The organism is Amycolatopsis rifamycinica (genome assembly GCF_000695625.1).
GTDB lineage: Bacteria > Actinomycetota > Actinomycetes > Mycobacteriales > Pseudonocardiaceae > Amycolatopsis > Amycolatopsis rifamycinica.
Window position 1 is genome coordinate 18751 of the sequence record NZ_JMQI01000003.1, and the last position, 23461, is coordinate 42211.

The following is a 23461-nucleotide window of genomic DNA, read 5'->3' on the forward strand; positions in this document are numbered from 1 at the left end:
ATGAAGAAGTTGATCGTCACCGCGCTGGCGGCCGTCCTCACGCTGACCGCCTGCGGCGGCTCGGACAGCGCTTCCTCGACGTTGCGCGTGGGCACCTTGAGCGACGCGCCGCCGAACATCTACCTCAAGGACGGCAACTACACCGGCTTCGACAACGAGCTGCTGAAGGCCGTCGCGGCCAAGCAGAACCTGAAGCTGGAGTTCGCCGCGACCGACTTCTCCGCGCTGCTCGGGCAGGTCGCGTCGGGCCGGTTCGACATCGCCAGCTCGGCGATCGCGCAGACCGACGAGCGCAAGAAGACGGTCGACTTCTCCGCGGCCTACGACTTCGAGACGATGAGCATCCAGGCGAAGCAGGGCACGCCGGTCACCGACGAGAAGGGACTGGCGGGCAAGCGCGTCGCCGTCATACAGGCGACCGTCGGCGACCACTGGCTGACCAGCACGGTCCCGGCGGCGCAGGCCGTCCGGTTCCCCGACTACGCCGCCGCGCTGACCGCGTTGAAGAGCGGCGCGGTCGACGCCTACATCCTCGACCAGTCCATCGCCGAGAAGAACGTCACCGACAACCCGGACGCCAAGCTGGTCGTCGTGAAGAGCTTCGTCACGGACGTGCCGCACGGCTTCGCGGTGAAGAAGGGCAACGCCGAACTGCTGGGCAAGATCAACGACGGGCTCAAGCAGGTGATCTCCGACGGCACCTGGCTTAAGCTGCACCAGCAGTTCCTGCCGACCGCTCCGGTGCCGGCCGGGTTCCAGGGTTAGGAGAAGCATGAGGAAGACACTGGTCACGGCGCTGGCCGCGACCCTGCTGGCCGCCCTCACGGCGTGCGGTGGTTCGGACAACGGCGACGGGAAGACCCTGCGCGTCGGCACACTCAGCGACTCGAAGCCGAACGCCTACCAGGAGAACGGCAACTACACCGGCTTCGACAACGAGCTGCTGAAGGCCATTGCGGCCAAGGAGGGCCTGAAGCTGGAGTTCGCCGCGACGGAGTTCTCGGCGCTGCTCGGCCAGGTCGCCAACGGCACCTTCGACATCGGCAGCTCGGCGATCTCCCAGACCGACGCCCGCAAGAAGACCGTCGACTTCTCGGCGCCGTACAACTACCAGGCCCTCGGCATCGAAGCCAAGGAAACCGCCGGCATCACCGACGAGAACTCGTTGGCGGGCAAGCGGGTCGGCGTCGTGCAGGGCACGGTCTCGGACACCTGGCTCGGCACGAACGCGCCGACCGCGCAGGCCGTCCGCTTCCCGAACGACGCCGCCGCGCTCAACGCGCTGAAGACCGGCGCGATCGACGGTGCCGTGTTCGACCAGGCCACCGCCGAGGACTACGCGAAGAACAACCCGGACGCGAAGCTCAAGGTGACCAAGGCGATCACCACGACCATCCCGCACGGGTTCGCCTTCAAGAAGGGCAACACGGACCTGATCAACAAGATCAACGACGGCCTGAAGAAGGTCATCGCGGACGGCACCTGGGTCAAGGTGCACGACCAGTTCGAGCCCACCGCACCCGTGCCCGCCGAGTTCAAGCCGGGGCAGTAGTCCCCCATGGACGATTTCGTCAACACGTTCCTGAACTGGGACTACATCTCCCAGGTCCTGCCGGATATGCTGAAGACCGGCCTGCTCAACACACTGATCCTGTCGGTGTCCTCGGCGCTGATCGGTACCGTGCTCGGCATGGTGCTGGCCGTGATGGGCCTGTCCACCAAGTGGTGGCTGCGCTGGCCCGCGCGCGTCTACACCGACGTCTTCCGCGGGCTGCCGGCCATCCTGACGATCCTGCTGATCGGCCAGGGGCTCGGCACGCTCGCGCGGGACGTCGTCGGCACGAACCCGTACCCGATGGGCATCCTGGCGCTGTCCCTGATCGCCGCCGCCTACATCGGCGAGATCTTCCGCTCCGGCATCCAGAGCGTCGACAAGGGGCAGATGGAGGCCAGCCGGGCGCTCGGGATGAGCTACACCAAGTCGATGCTGCTGGTGATCATCCCGCAGGGCGTCCGGCGGGTGCTGCCGGCGCTGGTGAACCAGTTCATCGCACTGGTCAAGGACTCCAGCCTCGTCTACGTGCTCGGGCTGCTGTCCGGGCAGCGCGAGCTGTTCCGGATCGGCCAGGACCTCGCGGCGAACACCGGCAACCTGTCGCCGCTGGTCGCCGCCGGCGTGTTCTTCCTGGTGATCACCGTGCCGCTGACGCACCTGGTCAACTACATCGACAAGAAGCTCCGGACCGGCCGCAAGGTGCGCGTCGACGAGCCGGGCGGCGGAGACGAGCTGGACCTGATCGCCAGCGGAAAGGTCCCCTCGTGAAGACGGCGGTGCGTTCGTCCAGTGTGGAGCTGCGGGACATCCACGTCAGCTTCGGCACGCTCGAAGTCCTGCGCGGAGTGGATCTGCGCGTGGAGAGCGGCAAGACGACGTGCGTCATCGGCCCGTCCGGCTCGGGCAAGTCGACGCTCCTGCGCTGCGTGAACCGCTTGCAGGAGCCCGATTCCGGTGACCTGCTGCTCGACGGCGAATCGGTGATCAAGGCCGACCCGGACGCGCTGCGCCAGCGCGTCGGCATGGTGTTCCAGCACTTCAACCTCTTCGGCCACCGGAGCGTGCTGGACAACATCGTGCTGCCGCTGCGCAGCGTGAAGAAGCTCAGCAAGGAGGAGGCCTCGGCGATCGCCCGCGCCCGCCTGGCGGACGTCGGCCTGGCGGACAAGGCGCCGTACCGGCCGAGCGCGTTGTCGGGCGGCCAGCAGCAGCGGGTGGCGATCGCCCGGGCGCTGGCGATGGACCCCGAGGTGATGCTCTTCGACGAGGCCACCAGCGCCCTCGACCCGGAGCTGGTCAAGGGCGTGCTGAACCTGATGGCGGGGCTGGCCTCGCGGGGGTTGACCCTGATCGTGGTCACCCACGAGATGGGTTTCGCGCGCAGCGTGGCGGACGAGGTGGCGTTCATGGACGCGGGCCGGATCGTGGAGCAGGGCACCCCGGCCGAGATCTTCGACGAGCCGCAGAGCCCCCGCCTGCAGCAGTTCCTCTCGCAGGTCCTCTGAAAGGAGACGCTTCGACGGCCGCGGCCCGGGTAACCTGCGGAGATGGCGAGAATCGCTCGGCTGACCCATTACCCGGTCAAGTCCTGCGCGGGCACCGACGTACCGTCCGCCGAGGTGACCGAAACCGGGCTGGCGCACGACCGCGTCTTCCAGGTCATCACGCCGGACGGGGACATCCTCACCCAGCGGCAGCACCCGGTCATGGCGGCCGTCCGGCCGCGGGTGCTCGGCGACCGGCTCGCGCTGTCCGCCCCCGGCCGCGAAGACGTCGTCTTCGCCATCCGGCGCGACGGCCCGCGCCGCCCGGTGTCGATGCTCGCCTGGCACGGCGAAGGCGTCCAGCAGGACCCCACGGCCGATGAGTGGTTCTCGGACCTGCTCGGCCGGCCGGCCGAACTGATCGGCGTCACACCGGACCACCACCGCGTCAGCGGCGGTGAGTTCCCCGGCGTGGCCGCCTTCGGCGACGCGCACGCCCTGCTCATCGCCTCGGAGTCCTCTTTGGACGCGCTGAACGAGCGGATCGCCGCCGGGGGAGGCGAACCCGTCCCGATGGACCGCTTCCGGCCCAACATCGTCCTCGCCGGCTGGGCCGAACCCCACCGCGAAGACGAAGCCCGCGAGCTGACCGCCGGCACGGCGAGGTTCGGGTACGCCGAGAGGTGCGTCCGCTGCACGGTCCCGATGATCGACCAGGAGACCGGCGCGAAGGCCGGCCCCGAGCCGATCCGCACCCTCGCGACCTACCGGCGTGACCCGCGCGGCGGTGTCGTCTTCGGGATGAAGGCCGCGGTGCTGCGGCCGGGTCAGGTCGCCGTCGGCGACGAGGTGATCGTGCACTCCTGGGCCGGTCCGAGCCCGAGCACGGCGGCCGCGGAACCGCCGTTGACCGCGACGGCGAGCCGTCCGGCCGAGTCCGTGTAGAGCACCGAAGCACCGGCGGGCACGTCGGCGAAGGTCCGCCCGAGGACCGTGGTCACCGCCACGCGCTCGCTGTGCACGGAAACCGCGCCCGACAGGCCCGAGAGCTCGAGGTCCGCCGGGGTCGCGGCCAGCTGGACGTTGCCGAAGTGGTCGACGGTCAGCACCTCCGACACGAGCTTCCCCGGGAACGCGGCGACGAACGGCTCCGGCATCGCGACCAGGTCCGCCACCGGGTCGCCGAAGTCCGACGGCGAGACCCCCAGCGCGAGGTGCGCCGCCGCCGGCGCGAAGACGTCCCGCCCGTGGAACGTCGCCGACGTCGCCGGCAGCCGCAGCGACGGCTCCGCGAGCTCGTAGGCCGCCCGGACCCCGCCCAGCGCCTGCGCGGCCGGCAGCAGCAGGCCGTTGTCCGGCCCGACCAGCAGCCCGTCGTCCGCGACGACGACCACGCCGAGCCGGTCGGTGCCGACGCCGGGGTCGACCACCGCCACGTGCACCGATTCCGGCAGGTAGGGGACGGTCTGGGCCAGCGCCATCGCCCCGTGCCGGATGTCCTGGGGCGGCACCTCGTGGGTCACGTCGATCACCCGCACCGCGGGCGCCAGCCGCGCGATCACGCCGTGGCAGGCCGCCACGAAGCCGTCGCGCAGGCCGTAGTCGGTGGTCACCGAGATCCAGTCGTACGCCATGCCAGCATCATCCATGGTGGCGGAGGGTGCCCGTTAGGGTTCAGCGCGTGACACCCCTCCCCGCCCTCGAACGGCTCGCCGCGGGCAAGGTCCGCGACCTCTACGCCGTGGGCGACGACCACCTGCTGATCGTCGCCTCCGACCGCATTTCCGCCTTCGAACGCGTCTTCCCGACTTCGGTCCCCGAGAAGGGCCGGGTGCTCACCGCGATGAGCGTGTTCTGGTTCCGCGAGCTCGCCGACGTCCTCCCGAACCACCTCGTGGCCTGCGACGGGCCGGGCGTTCCCGCGTCCGTCCGCGGCCGCGCGCTGCTGGTCGAGCGGCTCGACATGCTGCCGGTGGAGGCGGTCGTCCGCGGCTACCTCACCGGCCGCGGCTACGCCGACTACCGCCGGTGGGGGGCGGTGTGCGGGCTGGCGCTGCCGCCCGGCCTGGCCGAATCGGCGCGGCTGCCCGAGCCGATCTTCACGCCGTCCACCAAGGCGCGTCCGGGTGAAAAGGACGAGAACATCGACTTCGGCACGTGCGTCTCGGTGCTCGGCCGCGCGCTCGCCGAGGAGGTCCGGGAGGCGTCGCTGGAGCTGTACCGCCGGGGTGCCGCGCGCGCGGCGGAGCAGGGCCTGCTGCTGGCCGACACGAAGTTCGAATTCGGCATCGGTGCCGGTGGCGGCCTCGTGCTCGCCGACGAGCTGCTGACGCCGGATTCGGCCCGCTACTGGCTCGCCGACGGCCACCAGCCCGGCGTCCCGCAGCCGTCGTTCGACAAGCAGCACGTGCGCGACTGGCTGGTCGACCCGGCGTCCGGCTGGGACTGCGTGTCCCCGCTGCCGCCGTTGCCACCCGAGGTGGTGACGGCGACCCGCGACCGGTACCTCGAGGCGTACCGGCGCATCACCGGGCTTTCGCTGGCAGACTGGCTTCGTGATCCTGCTGATCTGCGGCAGCCTGCGAGCCGGCTCGGGCAATGCGGCGGTGCTGGGGACCGTCGCGACCCTCACCGCGAGCAAGACGTACACCGGCCTTGCCGATCTGCCGCCCTTCAACCCCGATGACGACCGCGATCCGCTGCACCCCGAGGTGGCGTCGCTGCGTGCCGCGCTGCGGGAGGCCGACGCGGTCCTGATCTGCACGCCGGAGTACGCGGGCGGCCTGCCGGGCTCGTTCAAGAACCTCCTCGACTGGACGGTCGGCGGCGGCGAGTTGTACGGCAAGCCGGTGGCGTGGATCAACGCGTCCTCGGTCGCGGCACCCACCGGCGGCCGGGACGCGCACGACTCGCTGCGCAAGGTTCTGACGTACGCGGGCGCGAAGATCGTCGAGGAGGCGTGTGCGCGGATCCCGGTCGCGCGCGCGGACGTCGCCGACGGCCAGGTCGCCGACCCCGATCTCCGTGGCCGGATCGCGGTGGCCGTGAAGCGCCTGCGCGAGGGCGTTTAACCCTTCCGGCAACGGTCGTCCGCCCGTTCTGCGCAGTTCACGAGAGTTTCAGGCGCGTGCGGGCCAATGGTGGTCGTGGACGCTCGCTTGCTGGTTTCGCTGTCGGGAATCACCCCGCGCACGCTGCACCGGTGCGCCGACCTCGCGGCCGAGCTCGACCGCCGCAAGGTGCCGCTCTCGCTGCTGTACGCCGCCCGCACCGGCGAAGGCCCGGTGACGGAGTGGGTGCGCACCCGCGCCCGCGGCGGTGATTCCGTGCTGCTGCACGGCTACGACCACACCGTCACGCCCACGCACCGCACGGTGTACCTGGGCAAACGGGCGGAGTTCGCGACACTGCCCGCCCACGAGGCCCGCCTGCGGCTGATCGCCGCGAGGGCCGCGCTGGACCGCGCGGGGTTGTCCGTCGACGGCTTCGCACCCCCGCGCTGGATCGCCTCCCAGGGCACGCTGCAGGCCCTGGCCGAGCACGGGTTCCGGCTGTGCGCGGACCTCGGTGCGGTCCGGGACCTGGTGACCGGCGAGGTGCGCCGGGCGCGGGTCCAGGAGTTCACCAGCCAGTCACACCGCACGGAGACGGTGCGCTGCTTCGCGCTGGTACTGGCGGCGGCGCGGGCGGCCCGCCGGGGCGGCCTGGTCCGGCTGGGGGTCGAAGCCCCGGACCTGACCCGCCCCGGCCTTCGCCAGGCGTTGCTCGACGCGGTGGACGTGGCTCTGGAGAACCGCGCGTTCGGCGCGACCTACGGCTCGCTGCGCGCGGTCGCGGCCTGACGGTCCGCCTGGCTAGAACTTCGCCGGCTCGGCCCGTTCCAGCACCTTGACCTCGGTGCCTTCGGGCGCGAGGTTCCCGAAGAGGCCGTAGTGCATGGCCGGGTTGGCGAGCACGGCTTCGTGGATGGGCACGGCCACCCGCGGCGCGACGGCCCGCAGGTAGTCGACGGCTTCCCCGGCCTTCAGCCACGGGGCGCCGGTGGGCAGCCCGAGCACGTCGATCTGCTGCTCCGGCACGAAGAACGAGTCGCCGGGGTGGAAGAAGGCGCCGTCGTCGAAGACGTACCCGATGTTCGGGATGACGGGGATGTCGGCGTGGATGACGGCGTGCTCCCCGCCGACGGCCTTGATCGAGGTGTCCCCGACGGTGAAGGCGTTCCCCACATCGGCGACGTCGAATTCGAGGCCGAGCTTCTCGATCTCGGGTGCGGACCCGGGATCGACGATCAGCTTGGCGCCGGGGTTGGCTTCGAGGAGCTTCGGCAGCCGTTCGACGTCGAGGTGGTCGAAGTGCTGGTGCGTGACCAGCACGGCGGACAGCTCCCGCTCCCCCTCGAAGCCGGTGGAGAAGGTGCCGGGGTCGATCAGGATCCGCTCGGAAGCGGTCTCCAGCAACAGGCAGGCGTGTCCGAAATGGACGATACGCATCGGTGGTTCTCCTTCGCGGGTGGTCGTTTTCCAGCCTAGTCCTGGTGCGTCAATCGGTGCCGGACGTCGTCGAGGTCCCGGCCGTCGACTCCGGCGTCGAGGAGGTACTGCTCGACGTCGAGCCCGTCGAGCGTGGCTCGGACGGCCGCCGCGGTCGTGGTGCCCCGCTCCGCGAGGACCGCCGCGATGGCCGGCCCCTGGTCTTCGGCGCCCATCGCGGCGTACAGCGGTCTCAGGGCTTCGGTGGACAGGTCGTAGTCCGCGGCGATGGCGTCCACCTCGACGTCGGCCAGCGCCAGCAGCAGGAGCGCGACGAGACCGGTCCGGTCGCGCCCGCCGCCGCAGTGGAACAGGACGCCGCCGGGTGCGGACCGGGCGATCGCCTCGATGACGGCGGCGCAGCGCTCGGCCTTCCGTTCGAGGAAGACCGGGTAGTAGAGCGGGGAGCCGTTCAGCCGCTCGCCGTTGACGTACCGCCAGAACTCGAGGTCGTCGATGTCGTCGAGGGGAACCTCGACGCGGTCGACGTCCGCCGGGGTGGCCGGGCCGTCCGCGGCGGCGAACTGCGCGGAACCCGCCAGCGCCGTCGGGGTGTTCGCCGCCGGCCGGATCTCGTCGGGGTTGCGCAGGTCGATGACGGTCCGGACGCCGGACTCCCGAGCTCGGGCCCACCCCGCGGCGGTCACGAACCGGAGGTCGGCCGCCCTGAAGAACGCACCGCGGCGGGTGGTGCGGCCCGACCGCGTCGGCAGGCCACCGAGGTCCCTGGTGTTGTAGAAGCCTTCCCAAGTGACTGTTCTGTTCACCCGTCACAGTCTGCCCGTGAGCAACGCGTCGCCGAGTTCCGTGCGCCGGTACAGCACCCGGTGCCCGCGCCGCTCCGAAGCCAGCAATCCCGCTCCCCGCAACGCCGTGAGGTGCGCCGACACCGTCGCCGGCGCCAGCCCGTGCCGGTGGGCCAGGTCGGTCGTCGCCGCGGGTGCGTCGAGCGTGGCCAGCACCAGCGCCCGTGTCCGGCCGAGCACCTCCACCAGCGGCTCCGGTGGCGCGGCGGACGAAGTCGACAGCGAAGCCACTCCGCGAGCCGGGTACAGCAGCGAAACCTGCCACGGCGGCACCGTCACCACCCCGACGTTCGGCCACGCGAACACCGCCGGGATCAGCAGCAACCCGCGCGAGTCGATCGGCAGCCGCTCCCGGGCGCGGACGTCGACCAGCACCGACGTCCCCGACAGCCGGACGCGCGGGTGGAGCTCCGCCAGCATCGCCGCGAGCCCGCCCAAGCCCAGCCGCCGCGTCCGGTGCGCGATGTCCGCCGCGAGCAGTTCGCGCAGGCGTGGCCACTGCGGGGCCAGCACCGCCTGCCACACCGTCTCCAGCTGGCCGGCCAGCAGGTCGCGGGCTTCCGCCGGATCGGACGGCAGGCCGGACAGGTCCGCGTCGACCATGCCCAGCTCCAGCGCGACCTGCGACGGCGGGGTCGCGCGAACCACCGCCAGCTGCGCTTCGGCGGTCGTCTCGGGACCGTCCGGCGGCGGGCTGAGGAACTCGGTGATGTAGTGCCGCGCGCTCAGCACCGCCGTCAGCTCGGGCACGTCGGGCACGCCGGACAGCCACGGCAGCGGCGCGGGGTGCCGCCGGATGCCCAGCAGCGTCTGGACCGCGCCCAGGACTTCCTCCAGCGGCGAGATCGCGAAGCGGACGCGTTGGCTTCCGGCCGCGGTCAGGGCCAGCTCGATCACGGCTGATTCGCTATCACCCGAATCAGTATGCCGCGGCGGCGCGCCGGGAGAGCGTGGCGACATGTCGTTGTTCACCCATCGCGCGTACTGGCGCTGGTCGGCGGGCGTGCAGTTCGCCCGGCTCCCGGCGACCATGGCGCCGCTCGCGTTCACCCTGCTGACCACCGCCACGACCGGTTCGTACCGGCTGGGTGGCGTGCTGATGTCGGTCTTCGTCGCCGCCGAGATGGTGTGCGCGGTTCCGGCCGGCCGGCTGCTCGACCGCGTCGGACCCGCGCGGGGCCTGCCCGCGCTGCTGCTCCTGACCGCCGCCGGGTACGTCGTCCTCGCGCTGGCCGCCGATGCTCCCGGACCCGTTCTGGTCGCGCTCGTCGTGCTGCCCGGCGTCTCGGCCGCCGCGTTGTCGGGCGGCTTCCGGACGCTGCTGGCCGACACGGTCGACGACGAACTGCTGCCGCGCGCGATCTCCGTCGACGCGATGCTCCTCGAAGGCGTGCTGATCGGCGGTCCGGCGCTGGTCGCGCTGCTCGACCTGGCCGGCCCGTTCGTCCCGCTCGCCGCGATGGCCGCCGCGTGCGTGGCGGCGGCGCTGCTCGTCCCGCGCCGCGCGGGGTCCCGCGGTCGGGTGGAATCCGCCGCCGACGTCCCGGCGGCGCGCCTTTCCACCTACCTGCCGTGGCTGTGCTGCGCGTTCACCGTCGGGCTGCTGCTCTCGACGATCGAGGTGGCGCCGCTGCCGCTGGTCCAGCGGCTGGGCGCGCCGGAAACGGCCGCGCCGGTCGTGATCGCCGTGCTGAGCGGGGCGAGCATCGTGGGCAGCGCGCTCTACGCGTGGCGCGGGAAGACCGGTGACCCACGGCTGTTCCTCGCCGGGTTCGTCGCCGGCGGGCTCACCCTCGCGGCCGATCTCGGCTGGCCCGGTTTGCTCGCGTCGGTGGCCGTGATCGGCGCCTGCACCGGGCCGCTCGTGGCCGCCACCTCCGTCAACCTGCAGTGTCTGTTGCCGAAGAACCGCAGGTCGGCGGGGTTCTCGCTGAGCTTCACCGTGCAGGCCTGCGGCTTCGGCCTCGGGTCGCTCGCGGTGGGCGCCCTGCCGCTGTGGGTGACGCCGTTGTTCGGTGTCTTTGCCGCGGCGATCGCCGGTGCAATGCTGGTGCGGAGGCCCGCACGAGCTATTGGCACCGTGTCAGTAACGTCGTAACCTGGGCTGACCCTCGACCAACGGGAGACGCCGATGACTGCCGTCCAGCCGAAGCCGACGTCGGTCGGCGAGACCTTCGACTCGCTCAGCCCGGCGACCGACGAGGTGGTCGGAACCTACCCGATCCACACCGCGGAGGACGTCAAGGCGGCTGTCGAACGGGCGCGCGTCGCCGCGGAGTGGTGGGCGGGCCTCGGTTTCGCCGGGCGCGCCGAGCGGCTCAAGGGCTGGAAGGGCGTGCTCACGCGGCGGCTGGCGCAGCTGTGCCAGGTGGTCCGCGACGAGACCGGCAAGCCGATCGCCGACGCGCAGCTGGAGAGCGTCCTGGCCATCGAGCACATCGCGTGGGCGGGCAAGAACGCGAAGAAGGTGCTCGGCAAGCACCGGCGGTCCGCGGGGCTGCTGATGTCGAACCAGGCGGCGACGGTCGAGTACCAGCCGCTGGGCGTGGTCGGGGTGATCGGCCCGTGGAACTACCCGGTGTTCACGCCGCTGGGCTCGATCGCGTACGCGCTCGCGGCCGGCAACGCGGTGGTGTTCAAGCCGAGCGAGTACACGCCGGGCGTCGGCAAGTGGCTGGTCGACGCGTTCGCCGAGATCGTCCCGGAGCAGCCGGTGCTGCAGCTGGTCACCGGCTTCGGCGAGACGGGCGCGGCGCTGGTGGGGGCCGGTGTCGACAAGATCGCGTTCACCGGCTCGACGGCCACGGGCAAGCGCATCATGGCCGCGGCGGCCGAGACGCTCACCCCGGTGGTCATCGAGGCGGGCGGCAAGGACCCGGTCCTGGTCGACGCGGACGCCGACCTCGACGCGGCGGCCGACGCCACGGTGTGGGGCGCGTTCTCCAACTCCGGCCAGACCTGCATCGGCGTCGAGCGGGTGTACGTCCACGAGAAGGTCCACGACGAGTTCGTGGCGAAGGTGGTCGAGAAGTCCAAGGACGTCCGCGCGGGCTCCGACGAGGCGGCCCAGTACGGCCCGGTGACGATGCCCTCCCAGCTTTCGGTGATCAGGCGGCACATCCACGACGCACTGGCCCGCGGCGGCAAGGCGGTCGTCGGCGGCGAGGACGCGGTTGGCGACCGCTACGCCCAGCCGACGGTGCTGGTGGACGTCCCGGAGGACTCCGAGGCGGTGAAGGAGGAGACGTTCGGCCCGACGGTGACGATCGCGAAGGTCCGCGACATGGACGAAGCGGTCGAGCGCGCGAACAGCACGAAGTACGGCCTGGGCTCGACGGTGTTCTCGAAGTCCCGCGGGGTGGAGCTGGCGGAGAAGCTGCGCACGGGCATGACGGCGATCAACGCACCGCTGTCGTTCGCCGGCATCGCCTCGCTGCCGTTCGGCGGCGTGGGCGATTCGGGCTTCGGCCGCATCCACGGACCGGAGGGACTGCGCGAGTTCGCCCGCACGAAGGCGATCGCCCGGCAGCGGTTCACGGCGCCGTTGACGCTGACGTCGTTCAACCGCAAGGACTCGACGGATGCGCTGGTGGCGAAGCTCGTGACGATCCTCCACGGCAAGCGCTAAGCCGACCGCCCCCGGATCAGGTCGGCCGCCTTCTCCGCGACCATGATCGTCGGCGCGTTCGTGTTGCCCCGGGGCACCACGGGCATCACGGACGCGTCGACGACCCGCAGGTTCTCGACGCCGTTCACCCGCAGCCGCGGATCCACGACCGAGCCGATCGCGCAGGTCCCCACCGGGTGGTAGAGCGTCTGCGTGTTCTCCCGGATGTGCTCGGCCAGCTCGGAGTCGCTCAGATCGTGCCGCGCCGGCAGGAACGGCTTGTCCAGGAACCGCCGCAACGGCCCGACCTGCCCGATCTCGATCAACGACCGCAACCCCGCGATCATCGTCTCCATGTCACGCGGCTCCGAGTAGTAGGCCGGGTCGATCTCCGGTTTCCACAACGGGTTCGCCGACTTCAGCCGCAGCCGTCCGCGGCTCGCGACGTCCACGAGTGTCGCCCCCGACGTGAAACCCGGGACCGTCGGTTCGCGCATCCCGTTGTCGTAGAACAACGTCGGTACCACGTGGATCTGCATGTCCGGCGCCGGCAGGCCGTCCCTCGTCGGGTAGAACGCGCCCGCCTCGCCGATGTTCGACGCCAACGGCCCGCGCCGCGTCAGCTGGTACCGCGCCAGTCCGAACACCGTGGCCGCGTCGACCAGGTCCGTCGTGCCGCGAGTGGACCAGATGATCCCGCACGCCGGGTGGTCGTGCAGGTTTTCGCCGACGCCGGGCAGCGCGGCGACGACGTCGATGCCGTGCTCGCGGAGGTGTTCGGCCGGGCCGACACCCGAAACCATCAGCAGCTGCGGCGAGTTGACGGCACCGCCCGAAAGGATGACCTCGGCCGAAGCCCGCGCCGTCCGCTCCACGCCCTTGTCCAAATAGGACACGCCGACCGCGCGGGTGCCCTCGAAGACGACCCGGGTGGCGGGCGCGCCCGTCTTCACCGTGAGGTTCGGCCGCGACAGCGCCGGACGCAGGTAGGCGTCCGCGGTCGACCACCGGCGGCCCCGCTTGCACGTCACCTGGTAGAGGCCGGCGCCTTCCTGGCTCTCGCCGTTGAAGTCGTCGGTGCGCTTGAGCCCCCACGCGACGGCCGAATCGACCCAGGCGTGCGACAGCTCGTGGGTGAACCGGCGGTCCTCGACGTGCAGCGGGCCGTCCGTCCCGTGCAGCGGCCCGCCGAGCCGCTGGTTGCCCTCGGCGCGCTTGAAGTACGGCAGGACGTCGTCCCAGCCCCAGCCTTCGGCGCCGTGGGAATCGCGCCAGCCGTCGTAGTCGGCGCGGTTGCCGCGGATGTAGATCATCGCGTTGATCGACGAGCAGCCGCCGAGCATCTTCCCACGCGGCCAGTACAACGACTTGCCCGTGTGCTTCTGCTCGACGGTCTCGTAGTTCCAGTCCCACTTGGTCTTGAACAGCGACGCGAACGCGGCCGGGATGTGGATCTCGTCCGCGGTGTCCTCCGCGCCCGCTTCGAGGAGCAGGACCTGCGCCGCGGGGTCTTCGGTCAGCCGGTTCGCCAGCACGCAGCCCGCGCTCCCGGCGCCGACGATGACGTAGTCGTAGGACTCCTGGACGGCCACGGTGCCTCCTGTTGGCGAGATGTCAACGACTCATCATGGCGCAGCGCCGCGCCATCGGCCAGTTTAGGTTTTTCGGTGGGCCCCGCCAGGGGGGCGAGAGGGTGAACTATGCTCGCGGGGTACCCACGACCTGCGTGAATAAGGAGCAGCCTGCCGTGGCCCGAGTCGTCGTCGACGTCATGCCGAAGCCCGAAATCCTCGACCCGCAGGGACAGGCCGCGCTCGGCGCCGCCGGCCGCCTGGGGTTCACCGGGATCACCGAAATCCGCCAGGGCAAGCACTTCGAGATCGAGGTCGACGACACGGTCGACGACGCGACGCTGGAGAAGATCGCCGAAGGCTTCCTCGCGAACCCGGTCATCGAGCAGTGGACGATCAAGCGGGTGGACGCGTGAGCGCCCGCATCGGCGTCATCACCTTCCCGGGCACGCTGGACGACGGCGACGCCGCCCGCGCGGTCCGCTACGCCGGCGGCGAGGCCGTGCCGCTGTGGCACGCCGACGAGGACCTGCGTGCCGTCGACGCCGTGGTCGTCCCCGGTGGCTTCTCGTACGGCGACTACCTGCGCGCGGGCGTGATCGCCCGGTTCGCGCCGGTCATGACGCCGGTGATCGAGGCGGCGCGCGCGGGCATGCCGGTGCTCGGCATCTGCAACGGGTTCCAGATCCTGTGCGAGGCCGGCCTGCTGCCGGGCGCGATGATCCGCAACCAGGGGCTGCACTTCATCTGCCGCGACCAGTGGCTGCGGGTGGAGAACACCGACACGGCGTGGACCACCCGGTACGAAACCGGCGCCGAGATCCTCATCCCGATGAAGAACATCGACGGCTGCTACGTGGCCGAGCAGTCCACTTTGGACGAGCTCGAGGGCGAAGGCCGCGTGGTGTTCCGGTACGTCGGCGGGAACCCGAACGGCTCGCGCAACGACATCGCCGGGATCCGCAGCGAGAACGGCCGGGTCGTCGGGCTGATGCCGCACCCGGAGCACGCGATCGACGCGCTGACGGGGCCGTCGGACGACGGGCTCGGGATGTTCTTCAGCGCGGTGGACGCGCTTGTGAAGGCTTGAGGGCGGGCCTCGGCCCCCCGGTAACCATGCTACCGGCGAGGACCGACAGTTCCGGGGCTGCGGGCGTGAGTTGTCCACAGCCCCGGACCCGGTCAGCTCTTGCTCTGGTCGTTCGACAGCCACTTCTCCGGCCGGACCCGGACCAGCACCGAATTCAGACCCAGCGCCGAATCGACGTACGCCGTGGCCTGGTCTTCCGGCCAGTAGCGCTTCGCGATCCGCAGGGCCTGCTCGCGCGTCGGCGGGTCGTCGTTCGCCACCACCGGGCCTTCGACCGTCACGTACCTGTACGGCGGGTTCTCGTCCTGGGCCACCAGGCTCAGCCGGCCGGCCGCGCGGATCGAGCGGTCCTTGACCGTGTCGCGCTCCATCCAGATCAGCAGCTCGCCGCCGGGTTCGTAGTCGTACCAAACCGGCACTGCCAGCGGGGCCCGGCCGGCGCGCTCCACCGCGAGCACGCCCACGTGCACCCCGCTCAGGAACTCTTCGCGTTCTGCGGCGGTCATCACGAACGACGACATGTCACTCCCCAGGTAGATGGTCATCCACCGGGGAGCAACACGCCGGCCGTTCCGGACATTCCGGACTAACTCGCCGCCGCGACCAGCCGGGCGTACGAGCCGCCCGCCGACAGCAGCTCCTCGTGCGGGCCCAGCTCCGTGATGCGGCCGCCCTCGACCACCGCGACCCGGTCCGCCGCCGCGGCCGTGTGCAGGCGGTGGGCGATCGCGATCACCGTCCGGCCCTCCAGCACGCTGTTCAGCGACCGCTCCAGGTCGCGGGCCGAGCCCGTGTCCAGCAGCGACGTCGCCTCGTCGAGCACCAGCGTGTGCGGGTCCGCCAGGACCACCCGGGCCAGCGCCAGCTGCTGCGCGATCGCCGCCGGCACCGGGTGCTCGCCCGGCCCGAGCTTCGTGTCCAGCCCGGACGGCAGCGTCGCGACCCAGTCCGAGGCGCCCGCCGACGCCAGCGCCGCCGTCAGCTCCTCGTCCGTCCAGTCGCCACCCGCGCGGCGGGCCGGCAGGGCCAGGTTCTGCCGCAGCGTCCCCGAGAACACGTGGTGCTCCTGGGTGAGCAGCAGCACCTCGCCGCGCAGCACGTCGTCGGCCAGCGCCGAGACGTCCTGGCCGCCGATGCGCACCGAGCCCGCCGACGGCGCCGCGATGCCCGCCAGCAGCCGGCCGAGCGTCGACTTGCCCGCGCCCGACGGCCCGACGATCGCCAGCCGCTCGCCGCGCGGAACCCGCAGGTCGATGCCGTGCAGCACCTCCCGGTCGGCCGTGTAGCCGAACCGGACGTCGTGGACGTCGATGTCGCGCCCCCGCGGCACCTCGGTCACCTTCGGCACGTCTTCCACCGCGACCGACCGGACGCCGAGGATCCGGCGCGCCGCGGCCGCCGCGACCTGGAGGTCCTCCAGCCAGAACAGCGCCTCGTTCAACGGAGCCGCCATGGCCTGCACGTACAGCAGCATCGTGGTGATCTCGCCCAGCCCGGCCCAGCCCCGCGTGTACGCGAGCAGCCCGAGCAGCAGCATCACCGCCAGCGGCAGCACGTAGCTGATCTCCAGCGACGGCAGCCAGCGCAGCTGCAGCGCCCGCATCCGGCGTTCGCCGTAGATGCTCTGGTCCAGCGCGTCGTACGCGGCGTCGATCCGCCGCTCGGCCAGCCCGAGCGCCTCGGTCGTGCGCGCGCCCTCCGCGGTCTCGTGGACGCTGGTGGTCAGGTCGGCCCAGCGGTCGAGCATCCACTGCATGACCGACGGGATCCGCCGCTGGTACCAGAAGTTCACCGGCACCAGCAGCGGCACCGCGACCAGCAGGCCCAGCGACAGCAGCGGCGACGTCAGCACCATCGCGACGATCGTGAACACCACGGTCACCGCCGCGACCAGGATCTGCGGCACGGCGAACCGCGCCGCGTGGTCGATCCGGCCGAGGTCGGTGGTGGCCCGGCTCAGCAGGTCGCCGGTGCCCGCCGCCTCGACCGTGCCGAGCGGCAGCTGCAACGCCGTGCCGACGAACTCCTCGCGGGTCTCGGCCAGCACCAGTTCGCCGAACACCGCGCCGCGCATCCGCGCGACCTTCTGCGCCACCGCCTGCAGCAGCAGGATGCCGACGAAGGCCGCCGCCAGCACGTCGACGTGCCCGGTCGTGGTGCCGGCCGCGACGTCGTCGACCAGCGAGCCGAGCAGCTGCGGCCCGGCCAGGCCGATCAGCGTGGCCACGGCCAGCGACCCCAGCAGCAGGCCGAACTGGCGCCGGTGCGCCTTCGCCGTCTGCCAGGCCCAGCGGCGGACGTCCCGCCGGGCCGCCGTGGGCAGCCGTTTCATACCGTCACCGCCTTCGTCGTGAAGACTTCGTCCGCCACATGTGTCCACAAAGGACTTTGGCTGAACACCACCGTCGTCCGGCCCCGCCGCAGCGCGGCGACGCGTTCGGTGATGCGGGCCTCCGTGTGCGCGTCGACCGCCGACGTCGGCTCGTCGAGCACCAGGACGTCGGCGTCGGTCGCCAGCGCGCGGGCCAGGTTCAGCCGCTGGCGCTGGCCGCCGGACACCTCGCGGCCGCGTTCGCCGATCACCTCGTCGACGCCGTTGGGTAGCGCCTCGACGATGTCGTCGGCGTCGGCCGCGTACAGCGCCTCGGTGATGCTGACACCGCCCGGCCGCGCCGGCGCCAGCTGCTCGCGCAGCACGCCCGAGAACCAGATGTCCTGGTTGTGCGCGTAGACGACCCGCCGCCGCAGCTCCGCGAGCGCGACGTGGTCGGCCCGGACCCCGCCGACCAGCACCGCTTCGTCCTCGGCCGGATCGGCGAACCGCGCCAGCCGGTCGGCCACCGCTTCGCCGTCGGCCCCGAAGTCGACGACCGTCAGGCGGCCGGGCGCGACCCGCACCCCGGACTCGGTGTCCACCAGCTCCAGCGGACCGCCGGGCAGCGGCACCGGCGTCGCCGGGTCCGCCAGCTTCGGGCGGATCGCCAGCAGCGCCACCACTTTCCGCGACGCGACCAGGCCCGAGGTGATCGACCCAACGGCCTCCGTCGCGGCGTTGACCGGCCAGATGAGGAACGCCGAAACGCCGTAGAACGCCACCAGTTGCCCGATGTCGATCGAGCCGGCCACGGCCAGCCGCGCACCGAGCCAGGTGATCACCACGGTGACCAGGCCGGGCAGCGCGATCTCCGCCGCGGCCAGCCACGCCTCGGCCCGGCCGACCTCGACGCCGGCCCGCCGCACCCGCTGGCTCGTTTCCCGGAAGCGGGCGAAGAACCGCCGCTCGCCGCCGATGCCGCGCAGGATCCGCAGGCCGGACACGATGTCCGCGCCGAGCGCGTTGACGTCTCCGCGTTTTTCACGCTGCTTCGCCTTGCGCTTCTGCAGCGGCGCGAGCAGCGGCCCGATGCCGAGCACCGCGACCGGCACCCCGACCAGCGCGACCACGCCGAGCAGCGGCGACGTCGAGAGCAGCCACACGGCGACCACGACGAACGCCAGCAGCGAGCCGAACGCGCGGCCGGTCATCTCGACGGTGTTGCCGATGTGGTTGATGTCCGTCGTGGAGACCGCGACGAGGTTCCCGGTGGTGGTCTGCGCACGCAGCCCGGCGCCGACCCGCGTGGTGTGGGCCGACACGGCCCGCTGGGTGACGCCCGCACCGTGCAGCCACAGGCCGTAGTTGAGGAAGTGCAGCCAGGTCCCGAAGAGCGTCTGCACCACCCCCAGCGCGGCCGCGGCCAGCGCCCAGCGCACGACGGCGCCACCGTCGTGCGCGCCCACGGCGCCGATGCCCTGCCCGACAACCAGCGGCAGCAGCGCACCGGGAAGCGCCCAGACGACCCCGATCGCGGCGGCCCCCAGCACGACCCCGAGCCGAGCCCGGAACACGGCAAGCAGGAAGCGGCTCGCGGTCGGCTGCCCAGGCAGCCGCAGCGGCGGAAAGGGATACGTGGCGGAAAGCACGATTCCCGACGGTAAGCCGAGCATGGGAGGAAGGCGACCGATTTTCGGCAGCCGCGCTCGTTCGGGCACCCGGTACCGCCCTCGCCGCCGCCCCCGTTCGCCCCGGCCGCCTCGGGGGACCCCCGGTTTCAACGTTACTCGCGGCGACCGACAGTTCCGGCCCGCGCAGCCGAGCCACACCCCGAGTTGTCCACAAGGCGCGCCACCCGCACGAGCTGTCCCCAGCGCCCCCGCCGCGCCCCCACAACGAAGCCGCGCCGCGCACCCACGCGATCCGCCGCACCGAAGCCCCATCCGGCGCGACGACCTGGCCCCGGTGTCGCCTCCGTCACACCGTTCGCGGACCGCTCGGCTCCGCCGCCCCAGTGTCCGGGGCACCACCGGGCGGCACGTATCCTGACGGCCGTGGCGAACCCTGACACGGACACCGTGACCAGCACCGTTGACACCACCGAGCGCGCCGGGGCGACCCCGGACCACAGCCAGCCCTACCGCGAACTGGGCCTCGCCGACGACGAGTACGCCCGGATCCGGGAAATCCTCGGCCGCCGGCCCACCGACGCGGAGCTGGCGATGTACTCGGTCATGTGGAGCGAGCACTGCTCGTACAAGTCCTCCAAAAAGCACCTGCGCTACTTCGGGGAGACCGCCACCGACGAGATGAAGGCCAAGATGCTGGCCGGCATCGGGGAGAACGCCGGCGTCGTCGACATCGGCGAGGGCTGGGCGGTCACCTTCAAGGTGGAGAGCCACAACCACCCGTCCTATGTGGAGCCGTACCAGGGTGCCGCGACCGGGGTCGGCGGCATCGTCCGCGACATCATGGCCATGGGCGCGCGGCCCCTCGCGGTCGCCGACGCGCTGCGCTTCGGGCCGGCCGACGCCCCCGACACCAAGCGCGTGTTGCCCGGCGTCGTCGCCGGCGTCGGCGGGTACGGCAACTGCCTCGGCCTGCCGAACATCGGCGGTGAGCTCGTCTTCGACCCCTCCTACTCCGGCAACCCGCTGGTGAACGCGCTGTGCGTCGGCGCGATGCGCGTCGAGGACCTGCACCTCGCCTTCGCCTCCGGCACCGGCAACAAGATCATCCTGTTCGGCGCGCGCACCGGCCTCGACGGCATCGGCGGTGTTTCCGTCCTGGCGAGTGACACCTTTTCGGGTGACGAGTCGTCGGGCGGCCGCAAGAAGCTGCCGAGCGTCCAGGTCGGCGACCCGTTCACCGAGAAGGTGCTCATCGAGTGCTGCCTCGAGCTGTTCGCGCAGAAGCTCGTCGTCGGCATCCAGGACCTCGGCGGCGCCGGGCTGTCCTGCGCGACGTCGGAGCTGGCCGCGGCCGGTGACGGCGGCATGCACATCTACCTCGACCGCGTTCCGTTGCGCGCCAGCGGGATGACGCCCGCCGAGGTGCTCTCCAGCGAGTCGCAGGAGCGCATGTGCGCGGTCGTCGCACCGGAGAACGTCGAGGCGTTCATGGCCGTCTGCCGCAAGTGGGACGTCATCGCCACCGACATCGGCGAGGTCACCGACGGCGAGCACCTGGTCATCACCTGGCACGACGAGGTCGTCGTCGACGTCCCGGCGCACACGGTCGCCCACCAGGGCCCGGTGTACGACCGGCCGATCGAGCGTCCGTCCACTCAGGACGCGCTGATCGCCGACACCTCCGCGAAGCTGCCGCGTCCGTCCACTCCGGACGAACTGCGCGCGGACGTGCTGAAGCTCATCTCCTCGCCGAACCAGGCGTCGAAGGAATGGGTGACGTCGCAGTACGACCGGTACGTGCGCGGCAACTCCGTGCTGGCCCAGCCGTCGGACTCCGGCATGATCCGGATCGACGAGTCGACCGGCCGCGGCGTCTCGGTGGCGACCGACTGCAACAGCAAGTTCGTCTACCTGGACCCGTACCGCGGCGCGCAGCTGGCGCTGGCGGAGGCGTACCGCAACGTCGCCACGGGCGGCGCGACGCCGGTCGCGGTGTCGGACTGCCTGAACTTCGGCGCGCCCACCGACCCGGGCGTGATGTGGCAGTTCGAGCAGGCCGTGCACGGCCTCGCCGACGGCTGCGTCGAGCTCGGCATCCCGGTGACGGGCGGCAACGTGAGCTTCTTCAACCAGACCGGCGACACGGCGATCCTGCCGACGCCGGTGATCGGCGTCCTCGGCGTGATCGACGACGTCACCCGCCGCATCCCGACCGGCATCGGGGCGGAAGCGGGCGAGACCCTGCTGCTGCTGGGCGAGACGCACGACGAGCTGGACGGCTCGGCGTGGGCCCGCGAGCTGCACGGTCACCTCGGCGGCGTGCCCCCGCGCGTGGACCTCGCCCGCGAGAAGCTGCTGGGCGAGATCCTGGTGGCGGGCTCGCGCGACGGCATGATCTCGGCGGCCCACGACCTGTCGGACGGCGGCCTGATCCAGACGCTGGTCGAGACCGTCCTCATCGGACAGTGCGGCGCCCGGGTGTTCCTCGACGCCGACCAGGACCCGTTCGTGCAGCTGTTCTCCGAGTCCGCGGGCCGCGTGCTGGTGGCGGTCCCGCGCACGGAAGAGCTCCGCTTCACGGAGATGTGCACCGCGCGCGGCCTTCCGTGGCGCAAGACCGGCGTGGTCGACCCGGAGTCGGGCGCGCTGGAGCTGCAGGGCATCACGGAGTTCACCCTCGACGAGCTGCGCGAGGCCTGGGAGGGCACCCTGCCCGCCCTGTTCGACTGAGCGTTCCGTTGGGGCCTTCGGGCGAAGGCCCCAACGGAGGTTCACGCCCCGCGCCAGGCCGGCCGCTGGCCCACCGGAACTGTCGGTGCCCTCCGGTAGCGTGGAAAACGGGGGCTGCTCAGCCCGCCTTGGCGACGATCCGCGCGTCCCCGTCGGGCAGTTCGTCCAGCTCCCACGCTTCCGGGAGCCGCACCTCTTTACCGGTGAGCACCACCGTGTTGTACAGCGAAACCGAGTCCGGCAGCGAAGCGAACCGCAGGTCGGTCTGCCCGGCGAACCGGGTCCGCCGCAGGTCGAGCGAATCGGTGGCCTTCACCCCGGCGAAGACGACGTCGCCGGCGAACTCCGCGTCCTTGAAGTTGGTCGGCCCGGCGAAAGTGGTCTCGGCGAAGTCGGCCAGCTCGGCGAAGTGGGTTCCGCTGAACCAGGCGTGGCTTTCGAACACCGCTGCCCGGCACCGGAAGTTGCCGATCAGCCGGCCGCGGCCGGTGCCGGCGGCGGTGAAGTAGACGCGGCCGGTGAACCGGCATCCGGTGAAGTTCGTGCTGCTGTGCAGCGCCGCGTACCGCAGCAGCATCCCGCCGATCCGGCGGCCGCCGAGGTCCAGGTATTCGAGAACCGCGCCGGTGAGGTCGAGGTGGTAGTCCGGGGCGTCCGGCAGGTCGGTGGCCGGAAGCAGATCCTTGAGCAGCCGCTGCGCGGTCAGGCGCACCTGGAGTTCCTGCTCCTGCTCGGGTTCACCTCGGGTGTCGCTGCGCTCGTGGCGTTCGAGGTCGCCTACGTATCGCGGGTGCTCGAACGGGCGCCGCAGGTACGAGCACAGCACGTCCAGCACCGTCTGCGTGTAGTCCGGCCTGCTCCGCGCCAGCCCCGCCAACGCGTGCAGCGCCCCCACGCGCACCTGGTCGGCCGCGTGCCCGAGCAGCTCGACCGCCTTCGCGAACCGTTCGTCCGCGACCCGCTCGCGGTCCTGTTCCGCGCGCTGCGACTCGAGTTCGTGGCGCTGCCGCTCGATGTCCTGGCGGCGTTCCTCGACCCGGCGGCGGCGGTCGTTCAGCCACAGCGCGTACAGCGCCACGATCGCGCCGCCGGCCAGGCCGCCCGTCTTGAGCGCGTCACTGCGGCTGGTGGCGGGGTCGGTCAGCAGCCAGCCGCCGACCCCGAGCAGCAGCACCACGGACGCGAGGAACGTCCATGCCAGCGGCGATCGCCAAAGCTTCACGGCCTCAGGACACCAGCATGGTGCTGACGCAGAAGCCCTTTTTGTCGAAGTTCGTCGCGCTCAGCGTGCCTTCGACCGGCTTGCCGGCGGCCGTCCCGCTGACCTCGGCGATGACCAGGGACCGGTCGTTGGGCACGTCGCCGAGCTGCAGCTGCAGCGGCGGGTCGAGGAACGTCTCGATCCACGAGCCGAGCCGCTGCTTCGCCTGTTCGCACCCCAAGGCGACGGCTCCGGCGTTGTCGCCCGCGTTCAGCTTGTCGATGAAGCCCTGCAGCACGGCCTTGCCCTCCGAGCTGCCGCTGCCGGAGGACGGTTTCCTGCTCGGTGTCGTCGGTTTCGTGGCCGTCGGGTTCGCCGTGGGCGTGCTCGACGACGGGGCCGCCGCCGTGCTGGTGTCGTCGTCCTTGGAGAGGAAGAACCCGGGCGCGACGAAACCCGTGACGCCGACCAGGGCCAGCACGACGACCACGGCGGCGCCGATGGCGATCCACATCCCGGTCTTGCTCTTCTTCGGCGGCGCGGGCGGCCCGCCGAAGCCCTGCGAGTAGCCGCCGGTCGCCGGGTCCCAGCCGGACACCTGGCCGGCCGCGTTCGGGTCCCACGCCTGCTGGCCGTACTGCTGCGCGTTCGGGTCCGCCCACGCCGACTGCTGGTGCTGCTGCGCGTACGGGTCACCCCAGCCCGGCTGCGGGTTCGCCGGGAAGCCACCCGAAGGCGGCGCGTACCCCTGCTGGTTCGGGTCCCAGCCCTGCGGGTACTGCTGCGTCGGGTACGGCTGCTGCTGCTGGTTGGGGTCCCAGCCGCCCTGCTGCGGGTAGCCGCCGGACTGCGGCTGGCCGTACGGGTCGGGCTGGCCGGGCTGGCCCGGCTGAGGCGGGTAGGTCATCTTTCGTGCCTTCCGGGCGCTGGGTGTTCGTGCGCT

The 23461-nt window shown here is 71.7% G+C and carries 23 protein-coding genes; 13 read left to right on the plus strand and 10 right to left on the minus strand.

The genetic code is table 11. The features are described from left to right. From DV20_RS01705 to DV20_RS01725, 5 genes are read left to right on the plus strand one after another with little or no spacing between them, the layout of a single operon-like run. Positions 1–765 carry an ABC transporter substrate-binding protein gene (locus DV20_RS01705; protein ID WP_043775746.1) on the plus strand — a complete coding sequence of 255 codons (765 nt, stop codon included), beginning with the start codon at positions 1–3 and terminating at the stop codon, positions 763–765. Positions 766–772: 7 nt separating this feature from the next. Beyond that, positions 773–1552 carry an ABC transporter substrate-binding protein gene (locus DV20_RS01710; RefSeq protein WP_043775748.1) on the plus strand — a complete coding sequence of 260 codons (780 nt, stop codon included), beginning with the start codon at positions 773–775 and terminating at the stop codon, positions 1550–1552. Between the two features lie 6 nt (positions 1553–1558). After that, positions 1559–2323, plus strand: a complete 765-nt coding sequence (locus tag DV20_RS01715) for an amino acid ABC transporter permease (protein ID WP_043775750.1) — start codon at positions 1559–1561, stop codon at positions 2321–2323. Further along, positions 2320–3060 (plus strand): amino acid ABC transporter ATP-binding protein, encoded by a 741-nt coding sequence (locus tag DV20_RS01720; RefSeq protein ID WP_043775752.1) that lies wholly within the window; start codon positions 2320–2322, stop codon positions 3058–3060. The genes DV20_RS01715 and DV20_RS01720 overlap by 4 nt, the downstream gene beginning before the upstream one ends. A gap of 42 nt (positions 3061–3102) precedes the next feature. Further along, positions 3103–3984 carry an MOSC domain-containing protein gene (locus DV20_RS01725; RefSeq protein ID WP_051735752.1) on the plus strand — a complete coding sequence of 294 codons (882 nt, stop codon included), beginning with the start codon at positions 3103–3105 and terminating at the stop codon, positions 3982–3984. Here DV20_RS01725 and DV20_RS43590 read toward each other — a convergent pair. After that, entirely contained in the window at positions 3867–4673 is an 807-nt protein-coding gene (locus DV20_RS43590) for an SAM hydrolase/SAM-dependent halogenase family protein (RefSeq protein WP_043775754.1), read from the minus strand. The genes DV20_RS01725 and DV20_RS43590 overlap by 118 nt on opposite strands. 47 nt (positions 4674–4720) lie before the next feature. Here DV20_RS43590 and DV20_RS01735 point away from each other — a divergent pair, with 47 nt between their 5' ends. From DV20_RS01735 to DV20_RS01745, 3 genes are all read left to right on the plus strand, one after another. Next, positions 4721–5725 (plus strand): phosphoribosylaminoimidazolesuccinocarboxamide synthase, encoded by a 1005-nt coding sequence (locus tag DV20_RS01735; protein WP_043775756.1) that lies wholly within the window; start codon positions 4721–4723, stop codon positions 5723–5725. Then, positions 5646–6110: an NADPH-dependent FMN reductase gene (locus tag DV20_RS01740; RefSeq protein WP_043775757.1), complete on the plus strand. Its 465-nt coding sequence runs from the start codon at positions 5646–5648 to the stop codon at positions 6108–6110. The genes DV20_RS01735 and DV20_RS01740 overlap by 80 nt, the downstream gene beginning before the upstream one ends. Before the next feature lie 66 nt (positions 6111–6176). Further along, positions 6177–6881: a DUF2334 domain-containing protein gene (locus DV20_RS01745; protein WP_200876333.1), complete on the plus strand. Its 705-nt coding sequence runs from the start codon at positions 6177–6179 to the stop codon at positions 6879–6881. 12 nt (positions 6882–6893) lie between these two features. On the opposite strand, the gene DV20_RS01750 is transcribed toward DV20_RS01745, so the two are convergent. From DV20_RS01750 to DV20_RS01760, 3 genes are read right to left on the minus strand one after another with little or no spacing between them, the layout of a single operon-like run. Beyond that, entirely contained in the window at positions 6894–7529 is a 636-nt protein-coding gene (locus DV20_RS01750) for an MBL fold metallo-hydrolase (RefSeq protein ID WP_043775760.1), read from the minus strand. A 35-nt stretch (positions 7530–7564) separates the two neighbouring features. Beyond that, a complete protein-coding gene (locus tag DV20_RS01755) occupies positions 7565–8335 on the minus strand; it encodes a tyrosine-protein phosphatase (protein ID WP_043775763.1) in 771 nt (256 codons plus the stop codon). Between the two features lie 3 nt (positions 8336–8338). Continuing rightward, the gene (locus tag DV20_RS01760; protein ID WP_043775764.1) at positions 8339–9271 is read right to left on the minus strand and encodes an ArsR/SmtB family transcription factor; all 933 of its coding nucleotides are present in this window, start codon (positions 9269–9271) and stop codon (positions 8339–8341) included. A 61-nt stretch (positions 9272–9332) separates the two neighbouring features. On the opposite strand from DV20_RS01760, the gene DV20_RS01765 reads away from it, so the two are divergent. Then, positions 9333–10472 (plus strand): MFS transporter, encoded by a 1140-nt coding sequence (locus DV20_RS01765; protein ID WP_043775766.1) that lies wholly within the window; start codon positions 9333–9335, stop codon positions 10470–10472. Positions 10473–10505: 33 nt separating this feature from the next. Further along, positions 10506–12002, plus strand: coding sequence for an aldehyde dehydrogenase family protein (locus DV20_RS01770; protein ID WP_043775769.1), 1497 nt, complete (start codon positions 10506–10508; stop codon positions 12000–12002). On the opposite strand, the gene DV20_RS01775 is transcribed toward DV20_RS01770, so the two are convergent. Next, positions 11999–13573, minus strand: a complete 1575-nt coding sequence (locus DV20_RS01775; RefSeq protein ID WP_043775770.1) for a GMC family oxidoreductase — start codon at positions 13571–13573, stop codon at positions 11999–12001. The two genes, DV20_RS01770 and DV20_RS01775, sit on opposite strands and share 4 nt — an antisense overlap. A gap of 155 nt (positions 13574–13728) precedes the next feature. Between DV20_RS01775 and purS the strand changes: the two genes are divergently transcribed. After that, entirely contained in the window at positions 13729–13968 is a 240-nt protein-coding gene (gene purS, locus DV20_RS01780) for a phosphoribosylformylglycinamidine synthase subunit PurS (protein WP_003056885.1), read from the plus strand. After that, entirely contained in the window at positions 13965–14642 is a 678-nt protein-coding gene (purQ, locus tag DV20_RS01785; protein ID WP_043775779.1) for a phosphoribosylformylglycinamidine synthase subunit PurQ, read from the plus strand. Before purS ends, purQ begins: the two co-directional genes overlap by 4 nt. A 92-nt stretch (positions 14643–14734) precedes the next feature. Here purQ and DV20_RS01790 read toward each other — a convergent pair whose 3' ends face one another. The 3 genes from DV20_RS01790 to DV20_RS01800 form a co-directional block, all read right to left on the minus strand. Then, complete coding sequence (locus tag DV20_RS01790; RefSeq protein ID WP_043775782.1) at positions 14735–15163, minus strand: pyridoxamine 5'-phosphate oxidase family protein; 429 nt, start codon at positions 15161–15163, stop codon at positions 14735–14737. A gap of 65 nt (positions 15164–15228) precedes the next feature. Next, positions 15229–16974, minus strand: coding sequence for an ABC transporter ATP-binding protein (locus tag DV20_RS01795; protein WP_043775784.1), 1746 nt, complete (start codon positions 16972–16974; stop codon positions 15229–15231). Beyond that, on the minus strand, positions 16971–18605 hold the full coding sequence (locus DV20_RS01800; protein WP_043776044.1) for an ABC transporter ATP-binding protein: 1635 nt from the start codon (positions 18603–18605) through the stop codon (positions 16971–16973). The genes DV20_RS01795 and DV20_RS01800 overlap by 4 nt, the downstream gene beginning before the upstream one ends. Before the next feature lie 405 nt (positions 18606–19010). On the opposite strand from DV20_RS01800, the gene purL reads away from it, so the two are divergent. Next, positions 19011–21317: a phosphoribosylformylglycinamidine synthase subunit PurL gene (purL, locus tag DV20_RS01805; protein WP_043775786.1), complete on the plus strand. Its 2307-nt coding sequence runs from the start codon at positions 19011–19013 to the stop codon at positions 21315–21317. A gap of 118 nt (positions 21318–21435) precedes the next feature. Here purL and DV20_RS01810 read toward each other — a convergent pair whose 3' ends face one another. After that, a complete protein-coding gene (locus DV20_RS01810) occupies positions 21436–22539 on the minus strand; it encodes a pentapeptide repeat-containing protein (RefSeq protein ID WP_043775789.1) in 1104 nt (367 codons plus the stop codon). 4 nt (positions 22540–22543) lie between these two features. Continuing rightward, on the minus strand, positions 22544–23425 hold the full coding sequence (locus DV20_RS01815) for a hypothetical protein (RefSeq protein WP_043775790.1): 882 nt from the start codon (positions 23423–23425) through the stop codon (positions 22544–22546). Positions 23426–23461 lie beyond the last annotated feature (36 nt).

Coding starts and splice junctions, on each gene's coding strand:
- DV20_RS01705 (WP_043775746.1), top strand. CDS start 1: ATGAAGAAGTTGATCGTCACCGCGCTGGCGGCCGTCCTCACGCTGACC.
- DV20_RS01710 (WP_043775748.1), top strand. CDS start 773: ATGAGGAAGACACTGGTCACGGCGCTGGCCGCGACCCTGCTGGCCGCC.
- DV20_RS01715 (WP_043775750.1), top strand. CDS start 1,559: ATGGACGATTTCGTCAACACGTTCCTGAACTGGGACTACATCTCCCAG.
- DV20_RS01725 (WP_051735752.1), top strand. CDS start 3,103: ATGGCGAGAATCGCTCGGCTGACCCATTACCCGGTCAAGTCCTGCGCG.
- DV20_RS43590 (WP_043775754.1), bottom strand. CDS start 4,673: ATGGCGTACGACTGGATCTCGGTGACCACCGACTACGGCCTGCGCGAC.
- DV20_RS01745 (WP_200876333.1), top strand. CDS start 6,177: ATGGTGGTCGTGGACGCTCGCTTGCTGGTTTCGCTGTCGGGAATCACC.
- DV20_RS01750 (WP_043775760.1), bottom strand. CDS start 7,529: ATGCGTATCGTCCATTTCGGACACGCCTGCCTGTTGCTGGAGACCGCT.
- DV20_RS01765 (WP_043775766.1), top strand. CDS start 9,333: ATGTCGTTGTTCACCCATCGCGCGTACTGGCGCTGGTCGGCGGGCGTG.
- DV20_RS01770 (WP_043775769.1), top strand. CDS start 10,506: ATGACTGCCGTCCAGCCGAAGCCGACGTCGGTCGGCGAGACCTTCGAC.
- DV20_RS01790 (WP_043775782.1), bottom strand. CDS start 15,163: ATGTCGTCGTTCGTGATGACCGCCGCAGAACGCGAAGAGTTCCTGAGC.
- DV20_RS01795 (WP_043775784.1), bottom strand. CDS start 16,974: ATGAAACGGCTGCCCACGGCGGCCCGGCGGGACGTCCGCCGCTGGGCC.
- DV20_RS01815 (WP_043775790.1), bottom strand. CDS start 23,425: ATGACCTACCCGCCTCAGCCGGGCCAGCCCGGCCAGCCCGACCCGTAC.